This window comes from Micromonospora sp. Utrum1 (assembly GCF_057197805.1).
The window spans coordinates 1,118,496-1,130,313 of sequence record NZ_CM170071.1 but is presented as its reverse complement, the minus strand read 5'-3'; the positions used below and the strand labels follow the sequence as shown (position 1 = coordinate 1,130,313).

Annotated in this window: 16 protein-coding genes; 4 read left to right on the top strand and 12 right to left on the bottom strand. The window is 69.2% G+C overall.

What is annotated here, in order from left to right; all coding sequences use genetic code 11:
- Positions 1-204 precede the first annotated feature (204 nt).
- From AC0OLQ_RS05715 to AC0OLQ_RS05705, 3 genes are all read left to right on the top strand, one after another.
- Positions 205-618, top strand: coding sequence for an HIT family protein (locus AC0OLQ_RS05715; protein WP_484530468.1), 414 nt, complete (start codon positions 205-207; stop codon positions 616-618).
- 76 nt (positions 619-694) lie between these two features.
- Positions 695-1,357 (top strand): peptide-methionine (S)-S-oxide reductase MsrA, encoded by a 663-nt coding sequence (gene msrA / locus AC0OLQ_RS05710; protein ID WP_484530467.1) that lies wholly within the window; start codon positions 695-697, stop codon positions 1,355-1,357.
- A 403-nt stretch (positions 1,358-1,760) separates the two neighbouring features.
- Positions 1,761-2,423, top strand: coding sequence for an HIRAN domain-containing protein (locus AC0OLQ_RS05705; RefSeq protein WP_484530466.1), 663 nt, complete (start codon positions 1,761-1,763; stop codon positions 2,421-2,423).
- A 106-nt stretch (positions 2,424-2,529) separates the two neighbouring features.
- Here AC0OLQ_RS05705 and AC0OLQ_RS05700 read toward each other — a convergent pair whose 3' ends face one another.
- From AC0OLQ_RS05700 to AC0OLQ_RS05690, 3 genes are all read right to left on the bottom strand, one after another.
- Complete coding sequence (locus tag AC0OLQ_RS05700; RefSeq protein WP_484530465.1) at positions 2,530-3,402, bottom strand: abortive infection family protein; 873 nt, start codon at positions 3,400-3,402, stop codon at positions 2,530-2,532.
- 41 nt (positions 3,403-3,443) lie between these two features.
- Positions 3,444-3,815: a hypothetical protein gene (locus AC0OLQ_RS05695; protein WP_484530464.1), complete on the bottom strand. Its 372-nt coding sequence runs from the start codon at positions 3,813-3,815 to the stop codon at positions 3,444-3,446.
- 101 nt (positions 3,816-3,916) lie between these two features.
- On the bottom strand, positions 3,917-4,258 hold the full coding sequence (locus AC0OLQ_RS05690) for a hypothetical protein (RefSeq protein WP_484530463.1): 342 nt from the start codon (positions 4,256-4,258) through the stop codon (positions 3,917-3,919).
- A 112-nt stretch (positions 4,259-4,370) separates the two neighbouring features.
- Between AC0OLQ_RS05690 and AC0OLQ_RS05685 the strand changes: the two genes are divergently transcribed.
- A complete protein-coding gene (locus tag AC0OLQ_RS05685; RefSeq protein WP_484530462.1) occupies positions 4,371-4,994 on the top strand; it encodes a hypothetical protein in 624 nt (207 codons plus the stop codon).
- A gap of 762 nt (positions 4,995-5,756) precedes the next feature.
- On the opposite strand, the gene AC0OLQ_RS05680 is transcribed toward AC0OLQ_RS05685, so the two are convergent.
- From AC0OLQ_RS05680 to AC0OLQ_RS05640, 9 genes are all read right to left on the bottom strand, one after another.
- Positions 5,757-5,954, bottom strand: a complete 198-nt coding sequence (locus tag AC0OLQ_RS05680) for a hypothetical protein (protein WP_484530461.1) — start codon at positions 5,952-5,954, stop codon at positions 5,757-5,759.
- Positions 5,955-5,959: 5 nt separating this feature from the next.
- Positions 5,960-6,343: a hypothetical protein gene (locus tag AC0OLQ_RS05675; protein ID WP_484530460.1), complete on the bottom strand. Its 384-nt coding sequence runs from the start codon at positions 6,341-6,343 to the stop codon at positions 5,960-5,962.
- Entirely contained in the window at positions 6,343-6,588 is a 246-nt protein-coding gene (locus tag AC0OLQ_RS05670; RefSeq protein ID WP_484530459.1) for a hypothetical protein, read from the bottom strand. The genes AC0OLQ_RS05675 and AC0OLQ_RS05670 overlap by 1 nt, the downstream gene beginning before the upstream one ends.
- Complete coding sequence (locus AC0OLQ_RS05665) at positions 6,585-6,785, bottom strand: hypothetical protein (protein ID WP_484530458.1); 201 nt, start codon at positions 6,783-6,785, stop codon at positions 6,585-6,587. The genes AC0OLQ_RS05670 and AC0OLQ_RS05665 overlap by 4 nt, the downstream gene beginning before the upstream one ends.
- Positions 6,786-6,800: 15 nt before the next feature.
- Positions 6,801-7,163: a hypothetical protein gene (locus AC0OLQ_RS05660; protein ID WP_484530457.1), complete on the bottom strand. Its 363-nt coding sequence runs from the start codon at positions 7,161-7,163 to the stop codon at positions 6,801-6,803.
- 197 nt (positions 7,164-7,360) lie between these two features.
- The gene (locus AC0OLQ_RS05655; protein WP_484530456.1) at positions 7,361-7,558 is read right to left on the bottom strand and encodes a hypothetical protein; all 198 of its coding nucleotides are present in this window, start codon (positions 7,556-7,558) and stop codon (positions 7,361-7,363) included.
- A gap of 135 nt (positions 7,559-7,693) precedes the next feature.
- Positions 7,694-8,227, bottom strand: coding sequence for a hypothetical protein (locus tag AC0OLQ_RS05650; protein WP_484530455.1), 534 nt, complete (start codon positions 8,225-8,227; stop codon positions 7,694-7,696).
- A gap of 553 nt (positions 8,228-8,780) precedes the next feature.
- A complete protein-coding gene (locus AC0OLQ_RS05645; RefSeq protein ID WP_484530454.1) occupies positions 8,781-9,008 on the bottom strand; it encodes a hypothetical protein in 228 nt (75 codons plus the stop codon).
- A gap of 1,141 nt (positions 9,009-10,149) precedes the next feature.
- Entirely contained in the window at positions 10,150-11,790 is a 1,641-nt protein-coding gene (locus tag AC0OLQ_RS05640) for a recombinase family protein (protein ID WP_484530453.1), read from the bottom strand.
- Between the last annotated feature and the right edge of the window lie 28 nt (positions 11,791-11,818).

The following is an 11,818-nucleotide window of genomic DNA, read 5'->3' as shown; positions in this document are numbered from 1 at the left end:
GTCCGCCCGCCCGTCCCACCGCGTGGAACCCGCCCGCGGGTCACAACCAGGAGGTTGTCCGACCGGTCGGCCATACCGGCTCGGAGACCTCGACCGAAGCGCCGAGGTATGGATCTTGGCGAGTTGCCGCTTCAGGTGAACGTCAGGTCGGCAAGATCGGCGCGGGGACCGGCAGGATCGTGGGGCAGCCCCTAGCCTGGGCGGGTGGCTGGGTGCGTGTTCTGCGGGATCGTGGCGGGCGAGGTGCCGGCGTTCCGGGTCGCCGACGAGGCGGACGGGGTGGCCTTTCTGGACACCCGGCCGGTGTTCAAGGGCCACGTGCTGGTGGTGCCGCGCACGCACCTGGTCACCCTGGCCGACCTGCCGGCCGACGCGCTGCCCGGCTACTTCCGGCTGGTGCAGCGGCTCGCCGTGGCGGTGGAGGCCGGCCTGGGGGCCGGCGGGACGTTCGTGGCGATGAACAACAAGGTGTCGCAGTCGGTCCCGCACCTGCACACCCACGTGGTGCCGCGGACCAAGGGCGACGGGTTGCGCGGCTTCTTCTGGCCGCGCACCCGCTACGCCGACGACGCCGAGGCCGAGGACTTCGCCGCCCGGGTCGCCGCCGCGCTGGCCTGAGCGCGGGACCGTCGGGTAAGGAACCGGGGACCGGCGCTGTTGAACCCGCTGGGAAAGCCATGAGAGGAGTCCCATCGTGTTCCTTCGCCGCATCAAGGCCGAGATGATCTCTCCCGACCAGGCTCTGCCGGGCCGCCCGATCGCGATGCCGATCGCCGACCGGCACGAGGTGCTGCCGTCCTCGCTGAAGGGTCCCTTCCCCGAGGGCGCGCAGGTCGCCGTCTTCGGGATGGGCTGTTTCTGGGGCGCCGAGCGGCTGTTCTGGACCCTCCCGGGGGTGATCACCACGTCGGCCGGCTACGCGGGTGGCTACACCACGAACCCGACGTACGAGGAGGTCTGCTCGGGGATGACCGGGCACGCCGAGGTGGTCCAGGTGGTCTACGACCCGTCGAAGATCAGCTACGAGGACCTGCTCAAGGTCTTCTGGGAGAACCACGACCCGACCCAGGGCATGCGCCAGGGCAACGACGTCGGCACCCAGTACCGGTCGGCGATCTACGCCACCACCGACGAGCAGCTGGCCACGGCGCAGGCTTCGCGGGACGCGTTCGCGCCGATCGTGGCGCGGGCCGGCAAGGGTGAGATCACCACGGAGATCGCCCGGCTCGGCGACTACTACTTCGCCGAGGACTACCACCAGCAGTACCTGGCACCGACCAAGAACCCTAACGGATGGTGTGGTATTGGCCCGAACGGCATGTCGTGCCCGGTAGGGGTCGCCCGCACCGGCAACTGAGCGGCGCAACCGTCCCCGGCCGCCGCTGCGGGGAGCGGCCGGCCGGGGACTATTCGGCCACGTAGACGCCGGACCCTGCGATCGGTGGCACCGGGTTGCAAGGTGGAGTCGTGATCTGCGGTAGCCGTGCCGGCGGCGCGGGTGGCTGCACGCATCGAGGTGCCGGCGGGCCGCATACGACGACCCCCGGTGCCCATGTGGGCCGCCGGGGGTTCGTGTGTCTGCGGCTACGGGGCCTCCTCAATAATCCCCGTCAACAACGCACATGGCTCGCCTGCCGTCCACGCGCGTCGTCCAGGGCGTCGCCCGCCACCCCGGGCGCGGCCGGATTCGGCTGTCCGGTATCCGACGCGCAGAGACGCCAGGGGTAGAGGGCCAACGCATCGGCTGAGAGGGTGTGCCGATGGGATTCATGGATAGGCTGCTCGGGCGCGCAAGCCAGTCGGACGAGGCGAGCGAGGAAGCCGCGCAGCGGCCGATGCCAGGCCCAGCCGTACCGGAGCCAGCCGGAGAGTCTGACAGCCTCGCGGATAGGTGGTACGCGCCGCAGGACGGCAACCTCGATCGGTTCATCGGTCCGGACGGCCTCCCGGCGCTGCGCCTGATCCCCTACCGCGACACGGGCGGCGAATACGTCCTGCGGCTCTGCGAGGACGCCACGGGCCTCCTCGTCGGACCGACGGATCGCCGGCTGTCTCGCGCGGGCGTCTACGTTTCCCAGCTACGCGGCGAAGCTCACCACCAGGCCGAGTGCCGGGCAGGCAACTTCCACCCTGGCGAGCCGGTGCGGCTCGTCCGCGAGCCGGACAACCCGTACGACGCAAACGCCGTGGCGGTGTACGACGCGACCGGGCAGCACATGGCCGCGTACGTCAACAAACAGAAGGCCCGGACGCTGGCGAAGCTGATCGACTCCGGCGCCGAGATAGAGGCGATCTCGATCCGCGGTACTCGCGCAGGCCTCGGATGCGATCAAGTCGCCATCCTGGCGGCCCGCCCCGATGTGCTGCGCCAATTGCTCAGCCCGCGTCCAGCGGGGGCGCCGAGGCCGGCGCACGAGCGGTAAGTCGTCGGAAGCGGAGCCACAGGAACGGAGGCGCCCGTCGGGAACGTCACGGGGCGGCGTCCAGCGGGCTCCCGGTCGGTGCTGCGCGCCGGCCAGCTCGGCCGCGTCAAGTCGTCGCCGTCGCGGGTAGGCCGCTGGTCGCCTGCTTGCGCCATGGCGCCGCCGGGTCGGCCAGAGTGTCGAGGACGAGTTGGCACCAGGTATGGGCCGCACCGACTGCAAGGTGGGCGTGACGGGGACGCAGGCCGACGCGCGGCGCTGCTGGAGCGTGCCCGGTTCCCCAGCCCTCGTTTCGCAGTTCGCCGAGCCCGGTGGCAATGCTGATCAAGCCGCCGAGGATGCGCTTAACCGCGTTGCTTCCGTCCGGTCCCGGCACCCGCGTTTGCGGGTGCAGCAGCAGCGCACGCTGTGCGAGGTCGATCAATGCTGGCAACTTCGCCGTCTTGTCGTCGAACGGCACGCCCAGCTCAATCAGGACGGTCTTCGCGGTCGCCTCGATCAGCTCCTTCGCGGAGCCGATTGCCTGCGCCGGGTCTGTCGGTAGCGCGCGGTCGATCCTGTCGAACGAGTCCAGGATCATGGTCGGGTCGCGTAGTGCGTTCAAGGATCTGGGCAGCTTCGCGGCGGCGGCCGCGAAGCTGTCTGGCTTCGGCTTGATCCTGCCGTCCGCGTCAAGGTCGAACCCTTGGCGGTCCAGGAACTTGCGCGCCGCGTCGATCGTGCCGTCGTCCAGCCCGTCGAGCAGCGTCTCGTACACCCTGAGCACCCTCGCCACGTGAGCGGGGTCGGTCCAGTCGACGTTGTCCTCGTACTCGTGCCACAGCGTGCGCCGGTCGCCTGCTTCGTTGTTTGGGTCACCGGAGGGGACGAAGCCTTGGTCCTCCCACATGCCCGCGATCAACCGCAGCGATGAGGTCTTCGCAGCGAGGTCACGGAAGTGCCGTCGCACGGGCAGCGGGACGAGCTGGCGAGTGGTCACGGCCGCCAAGCGTATCCATCGACGGGGCTAACGGTCACTTCTTATTTGAGGACCACTCCGGCAATCCCGGAGAAGATGCCGACAAGCAGGCCCAGGGTCGCCAGGCCTTGGCGGGGGGACGTCCAGAGGTCGCGGTTCATTCGTGCCCAGCCCTGGGGAACAAACCTCATCTTCAGTTTCTGGAACTTGTGCTGCCGGTGCCTGCATCCGAGGAGGAGGCCGGATGAGTTGTTGCGGCACAGAGTCCCGTCCCGGTTGATCGCCGCACACCAAAGCGGCGCCAGCAACAGAAAGTAGAACGCGACCGCGCCTGAAAGCAGGATCAGGGCGGCCGGTCCCATGCTGCGCGTCCACCAGCCTGATAGGAGAAGGATGAAAGCCAGATATCCCCAGTAGCGACCAATACCCTTCATGGGTACGGAGTGTATGGCCGCGACCACTGCTCGAAGTTAATCTATCTCGAAGATGACATTGGCTAGCGGCCGCCGTCGATGCGTGGTAGAGATCGCAGGAGCTACTCGTCGGCCAGCGGGTGCCGGAAGCCGTCCAGCGGGCCGGTCACGGGCCGGTCGTGCTGGGTCATGTTGAGGACCTCGGCCAGGGCGTCGACCATCGGGCGGCCGTCGCGGGCGAACTGGCGAAGGATGTCCTCGACGACCTCGCGCACGATCCCGGCCTCTTCGCTGAGGCCCGGCCGGGGAAGCCAGCCAATCGACTGCCAGTCCTTCCGGGTGAGGTGGCCGACGACCTCACCGGCGCAGCGGATCGTGAAGATTTCGCCCTCGCCCGTGTAGTCGTGCGACGGGTAGGCGGGCGGGGCGTAGGCGAGGTGCGCGGGTGATGCGCGGAACGACATGGAGATTCCTCGGGGGTGGGGCGGGGCGGGGCGGCGACGGGACATATATACCGGTGGCGAAGCCCCAGGACGCAACGGAGAATGTAAGCGCTGATCGATCGAAGGGGCCAGTGTGGCAGAGCACGAGACGGGGTTGCACGACCAAGAGTCGGCTTGGCCGTCAAAGGCCAGCGACCTTCACGCCATGGGGGACAACTGGCAGCATCACGCCCTAATTGGCTGGCAGAGTGGAAACCCATATGGGCCAATGGCTGGCTATCGCCGCGCGGCTGAGGTCCTGGCGAAGCACATTGCCAGCTACCGTTTTGACAACGACCTTCTCATCTACCCCTTCGCTAACTGTTGGCGTCACCACATAGAGCTGCACCTCAAAAGCCTGCTAAACGATCTCCGACATCTCCAAGGGCAGCCGTCGGTTAACCGGTCACACCACAAGATCGACGCACTTTGGGGCGAGGTCCGCCCGCTGATTGTCGCGGCCCACGGTCAGCACAAGGAGCTTGGACATGTCACCCGCGTCCTAGCCCAGCTCGCGAAACTCGACGCCGACGGCCAAGAATTCAGATACAGCGTCCGAACGGATGGGCAGCCAGCGTTGCTGGGTGTCGACCGGCTCGACCTCGGCGAGTTCCATAAGGCGCTACTCGGCGTCTCGGACTACCTGGCCGCCGTGGATGCGGCAACTGACAATGAACAGAGGGCCAAGGACGAGATCGACGAATACTACAGCGGGTAACTCCGCCTCGGGGCGGGCCGGGCCGATCTCGTGAGCGGGATCGTCCGGGCGGCTCATGCGGCGCCGTCCCGGCGGCGCATCGCCTGGCGCACGCGGGCGTGTAGCCGGCGGTTTTCAATGCGGCACGGCCGGCACAGCCGGCGGTATCCGTCCGCCGTGCGGCGGTCGCGGCCGAACGACGAGAGTTGCCGCTCGGTGTTGCACTGCGGGCAGAACTTCATCGCGTGCGCCTGGTGTTGCGCTCGCGGCACTCGCCGCAGCAGTAGTCGCGGCCGTCGTTGACCTGGGAGGTCGACAGCCAGCGCGAGCAGCCGTCACACGAGCGGCTGCCCATGTCCACACCGGACGGCGCGCGGCAAGAATGGTCGTGCATTGGGGGACTCCTTAATTGGTAACAATACGGGATTATGGGAATCCGCGGTTTTCTGGGAATTCAGCCTTTACTGGGCTGACAGAGAATTGCCATGCCTACCGGGAGGGCTTTGGTGGGTGCCAGGGGAGGCCCTGCCCAGGGGGTGCGTGACCCTGCGAACGGCGGCGCGAACGCACGCGCGCAATTCCATAAAGGAACGACGCAATACGTTCGCTCGCACATTCTCCATTCAGCTAATCGCATTCATTAGCTCAACTACAATGCATGCAAACAGGCAGCGCACATTGCCTCGTCTGCAAGAATGGTTCTGCGTCGACAACGTGGGCAAAGGCGTGTCGATGTGGTTGCCTTGCCGATAGGCAACAAGGCAACCACACCAACCACATCACTCACGCATTCTCGTCGTCGCTGCCCTGCTCAATAGCGGGCAGGCCGGCGAGCCGACGCGCCAATTCATCAGGCGTTCCTGCCGCTACCTCGGCACGGAAGAACTCCTCATCGGTCATGCCGGCCCGACGGATAGTGCGGGACCGGCCGGACGTCTCCACGGCATAGAAGAAATTGGCCATAGCGTGATCCAGGTTCATCGGATTCACCTCCCCAGGGGGGTCGAAAGCGCGAGGGGCGGGGTGTTGCGCGCGGCGGCCTTCCGGCAGGCAACCGAGCAGTAAGCCCTGCTGCGCCCCGTCTTGCACAGGCTCATAGCCCGTCCGCAGTGAGCGCACGTGGCGTCCTGCGGGGCTGGCTGCGGCGCGGGCACCGGCGCGGCCTGGGCGACCTCGGCGGCGCGGGCACGGGCACGGATGGCGGACTCTTCGGCCCACTGCCCGGCCAGCTCGGCGGCCTCGGCGCGGGCGAACAGGACAGCCGCACGGGCAGCCTTGGCGGCCCGGCGGCGCGCAGCGGCCCGCCCGGCGGTCGGCGCACCCTCGCGATGGGCCTTTTTCCAACCGATGTCGTGGCGTTGCTGAGCCATCAGAAGGGGCCTCGAATCCGCTTGGCGATGTCTCGAATGTGTTCGGTCGCGCTGTCGGCCTCGTAACCCTTGATCTGGCGGGCCATCCGGCGGATCTCGTCGGCGGACCGGGCCGGCGCGGGCGGCTGCTCGGCGGCCTCCTGCTCGGCCCGGACGGCGGCGAATCTCGCGTCCACCTCGGCATCCCAGGCGGCGGCCTGGGCGGCGGTCATAGGCTCGCCGTTGGCGTCGTATCGCTGCGTCATCGCGCACTACCGGCGGCAATCACGCGCAGCGCGCGCAGGATGTTCGCCACGTTGCCCAGCGGCAAAAAGCCGTCCGCAACGGTGCTGTGTTGGTCGTACGGGGTCGAGCGGCCAATCAGCACGGCCAGCCGGTCGGCCATGTGGCGGATCTCGTCCCGGTCGCGCTCCTTGCGCTCCTCGACGTACGGGGTAACCACCTCGACCAGCGCAAACTACGCGTTCACAGCCGGCGGCATCAGGGCGCGGTGCGCGGCGATGATCTCATCGCGGCGGGCCTCCCAGAACACATCCGGCTTGGGCTGCCTCACCTTGCCGGCCAGCGCGGCGGCCTTCACCTCGGCCTTGTCGTCGGCGTACTCGTCCGCCAGATCGTCCATCTTGTCGGCGGACGCCTCCAGGGCCTCAACGGCTGCGGTCAGCTTGTCGAGCGCGGCGGCCACCTCGGGCACCTCGGCGGCGATCTCGTCAACGAACGGCGGCAGGTGCGGCGCGCGGCGGCCCGGCTTGGCGAGGTGTTCGGTGCCATGGCTGGTCTGCGTGACGGCGGTGTCGAGGTTGGGGAAATCGATGGACACGGGGTGTCCCTTTCATTGCTCGCGGATCACTCCGTTGGCAGCGCGAGCGGGGGCGCCGGTATCCGACCGGCGGCGGGGTATGTGGGGGCGGCGCTGCGCCCCCGGTCGCATTCAGGAGTTGCGACCGGGGGGCGCGCCATGTCCGCGCGCTACCTTCCTCAAGAGCGCGCGGCGGTCTACCAGCGGCGGCCGGGGTGCTAGCCGGCCACGCCGAGCGGCGCGCGGGGCGGGGTGGCGCAGACTCCGCACGCGGTGCCGATCTCACCGGTCGACAGGATCGCTACGTACCCGGCCCGGTGGCCGCATCCGTCGGCCTCACAGCGAAAGTCGGACGCCATCAGCAGCTCGTGCCGGCGCTCGGGCGAGACGTGAATGGCGGTCAGCGGGTGAGGCATCGGGGAGACTCCAAGCGGGTGTAGAGCGGCGCTCATCGGGGGCCGTCCACGTCTGCGGCGTCGAGCGGCCGAGCGGCGACGGTGCCAGGCACGCGGCGGCGAGCCGGGCGAGCGTGTGGAGGATTCGCGCGGCCATCAGCGGTCCCACATCGGAACGTCGGACGGTCGGATTAGCGAGCGATCCCGCACGGTGATGGTCGAGCGGCCATCGGGCGCGTAGATCGGCTGACCACGCCACGAGCCGACGCCGAACCACCCTCGCGTGCGGTGCGTGGTCGACCCCATGAGGTACAGCCGGGCAACGGCGATGAACTCACGCGGACCAGCGGTGTACGTCCGGCCAGCGGTCGGGCCACGCTGCGGCGTCACGCGGCCGGCGTACCGGTGTCGGTCGTCGGTGCGGTGGCCGGGGAACTCGGTCACGAACTCGGTGGTCGAGGACAGGTTCAGCACGGACAAGGTGCGGCGGTAGGCGTGGAACAGGTCGTCACGGCTGATGAACCGGCCGGCGAGGTGGCGCAGCGTCGATTCGTCGCACAACCACGCCTCGATGACGTAGGCGGCGGAACGCTCGGCGGGGGTCAGGGCGTCGGCCCACACGCCGGTTTCGGCGTAGCGTTCTTCGCGCTGCTCGCGAGGGGTCAGGCGGTAGTCGTCGTCGGGGTACACGGTAGGCACCTCTTTCGGGGGTGGGTACGAAAAAGCGCCCGTGGGCTACGGCCGGTCGCAGTCGGCCATAGCGCACGGGCGCTGGTCTTTCGGGTGGTGCGGGGTGGGGCCGCTCCGACGCCTCTGCGACAAGGCACGGTGCGGGGTTTCCGGTCAGGACCGGGGCGGGGAGGGTCAGCGGCGACCGGCGGCACGCAGCTCGGCGTCCAGCTTGTGAACCAGGCTGGTGAACGTGCGGGTGGCGTCGTCAGTCAGTGGGCGCGGGCGGGCGGTCGCGGTAGCGGTCGGCATCGGCTGTTCCTCTCCCTCGGTGGTGCGTCTGGGTCTGTGCTCGCCGGGGACGGCGAAACCGCCCGGACATGGGCGGACCGATCTACAGGCGGCAGCCAAGATCGGTCCACTCATGACCGGGCGGGGTCGAGGGGCGCGCGACGGGCTGCCGTTCGTCGCGGTGCGCGGGGGTCCGCCCGTCTCGGGCGGTCGTGCGGCGGGGTCTGTCTTCCCTCTACCTATGTTCTGAGCGTTACACGCTCCGGGTGTGGGGAAACGTCACTCACCGTGACAGGGTGTTGATGGAGTATCCGCCGTTGCCGCCCACATCGGTCAGACCGAACTCAGCGCGCGCAGAGCGGCTGGCTTCCTCGGTCTCGGCCGGGGTGCGGTAGCCGAGCCCATAGGCGCTGCGGGCGGGCACGGTGCCGTTGGGCATACGCACCTGCTCGGGCCTTCCGCCGTTCGGCTGCTCGTGCGCCGGGGCGTCACCCTTGAACAGCGGGCACATGCCGCCACATGGGGACCAGCGGGCGAAGACGCGGCCGGCGCGGCGCTCGGGGGTGGCATGCACCGGACGGCGGCCGGCGGTCTGCGGGGTGCCGGCGGCGATGCGGGCGGCGCTGCGGGCGCGGTAGCGGCGGACACGCTCGCGGGTCAGGCGACGCTTGCGGAGGGGATTCGCTTGTGGTGTCCATGGTGGGCGGTCCTTCGGGGGTAGGTGGCGGGGCCTGCGGGGGCCGACCGTTATTGCTTCCGTTGCGTATGTCCCGCAGAGGTGGCAGCCGAGAACCGGACAACGGCGCTCAGGCGGCCACCGGCCGGGCAGGGGGGCTCAATGTCGTTACCTGACCGTTACGGAGGTACCGGGGCGGGCGGGGCGCGAGCGCGACTGCTCTCGTTGGTTACGTCCTACAGACGGGAAGCCGAGAACCGGACAACGGCACTCAGGCGGGCACCGGCCGGGCAGGCGCGCTCAATGTCGTTACCTGACCGTTACCAAAGTGCTCTACAGGCTGCCGGCGGGGCGGATCTGATCCGGGGAGCGGCGCAGCGGGGGCGCAACCTATAAGTCCGAACCGGCGTAAGGGCGGCGGCGGGCGCGGCCCGGCTGCCGGCGGCCGGTGGGTTGCGGGGGTCGGGTGCCGGCGCAGCGGGGGGCGGCCCAACTACCCGGTGGCCTGACGGAAACCCCCGGTTACCTGTGCCGTGCCGCGGCTAGACGGGGGTTTCGGGTGCCGGCGTCTGCACCCCGCCGCAGCTAGACGGGGGTTTTCGGAGGGCGCAGGCGCAGCGGACGGTGCCCGAAGTTACTTTCAGTGACTATAGTGGCCTATAGTAGTTACAAAGGGTAATAAGAGAAGGGGTAGAGGGGGGTAAAGGGGACAGAGTAGACAGCAAGGAAAGCGAGGCGCGAGGCCCGTTGAGCGAAACCCCGGCATAGCTGCGGCACTACGCAGATAAACCGGGGTTTCCGGGGCCGGGGGCGCTGCCGACCAGCGGCCGGGGGTTGCGGCGGGATGGCATCGGGAACGGGCTGTGCGGGTCGCTGCCGGCTGTGGGTGCCGTCCGGGTGGACGGGGAGGGCAGACAGACGGCGGCCCGCTCAGGCGGTCTGAGCGGGCCACTTGTTGACGGGCGGGGCGGGCGGCCTATGCCGTGCCGGCCCAGTCCAGTCCTACGCGGGCGTTGACGGTGCCCCACGGGTCGGCCTTGGTGGGGCGGCCACCCTTGGATGCCGCGCGGCGGACCGTGATCCGGTCAACGAACAGGGTCACGAAGTCTCGCCGCTCCCCCACCGTGGCGGCATCCCACCACGTCTGTTCGTCGCCGTAGGCGCTGGAGGTCCAGAGGTCCAGCGGCAGCTTGGCGGTGGCCTGCTCGTCCAGCTCGGCCAGGCGGGCGGACAGGGCATCGACGCGGGCACCGGTCGCCGTGACGGCGCGGGTAAGCGCTGCGGCGGCGGCACCGGTGGCGGTCCCCAGGGCCTCGGACTGCTGATCGAGGGCGGCGGATGCGTCGGCCAGCTCGGCGGCCACGGCGGCGCGCTGCACGGCCGTCTCCGGCGTCGCGGTCGCTGCGCCGTAGCGGCGGGTCGCCTCGGCCAGGATCAAGGCGGTGGTCTGGTCCTCGTCGGCCGGATCGATCGAGCTGAGCAGGCGGTCGATACGCATGCGGACCCAGCCATCGAGGGCGGTCAGGCTGATCGTGTTGGAGTGCCGGCCCGCCGGGGCGGTGCACATGTAGGCGTCTCGATTCGCCAGGCTGGCGTTTGCGACGAACCGACGCGCCTTCATCCGGTACCCGCACTCACACCACAGGATGCCCAGACCCGAGAGTAGGGCCGGCTCGTCGGCCGGCTGGCGCGGCGGCCGGGTGCGGCCGGTGAGGATGGCTTGCAGACGCCAGAACTCATCGGTGGTGATGATCGGCTCGGCCGGCGGCGGGAGTACGCGGGCGTCTTCCATGTCGTACGCGGTGCGGTAGCCGACCGTGTTGCCCCGGTCATCGAGCACGGCGACGGCCGGCAGGCCAGCGATGCGGGGGTCTCGCAGGCGTTGGTTTAGGTTCCGGTCCGACCAGGCACCCGACGCGCGGGAGCGGCCCACCTTCGCGCCGCGCGTGCGGATGCCCCGCCGGTCGAAGTAGCGGGCCACGGCATGCACGGCGTGACCGAGCAGCACGGCGCGGACGGCCACCCGCAGCGCGCGGGCCTCGGTCGGCTCGATGACCAGGGCGCGGATGGCCACGGGGTCACCGGCGGGGGTCCGGGCCATCCGCTCGACGGTGGTGAATCCAAACGGGGGGTTGCCGACGTGTCCCCCGGCAGCGTGCGCGAGGGCCTTTGCGGCTTTCACGGCGGCCGACTTGTTCTTGGATTCGTTGTGCGCCGCATCCATTCGCAAAAGAAGGTGGATCAGATCCATGGTGTTATCTGGGCCGAATGTGCCTTCGGTGATGCTGACAATGGTCAGGCCACCGGCCAGCAGCGGCAGCCACTCCGCAAGCGCGATGCGCGGATCTTGGCGCGTCAGGCGGGAGACGTAGAAGACATACAAGTGCGTGATTTCGCCGGCCTTGATCGCCGCTACCATCTGGTCGTACGCCTCACGCACTACGCCGGCTTGGAAGCCGGATCGGTCGATGTCCTCGAACATGCGGACGCTTGCGCCGGGGTGGTCGTGGTTGGCGCGCTCGGTGGTCGCGGTGCGTTGGGTTGCCGGGGATGCCTCGGACTTGTTCGCGCGTGCGGTCGACTGACGTACGTAGGCGGCGGGGCGAGCGGTGATCATGGGTCGACAGTAGTGCACCGTCCGTCAG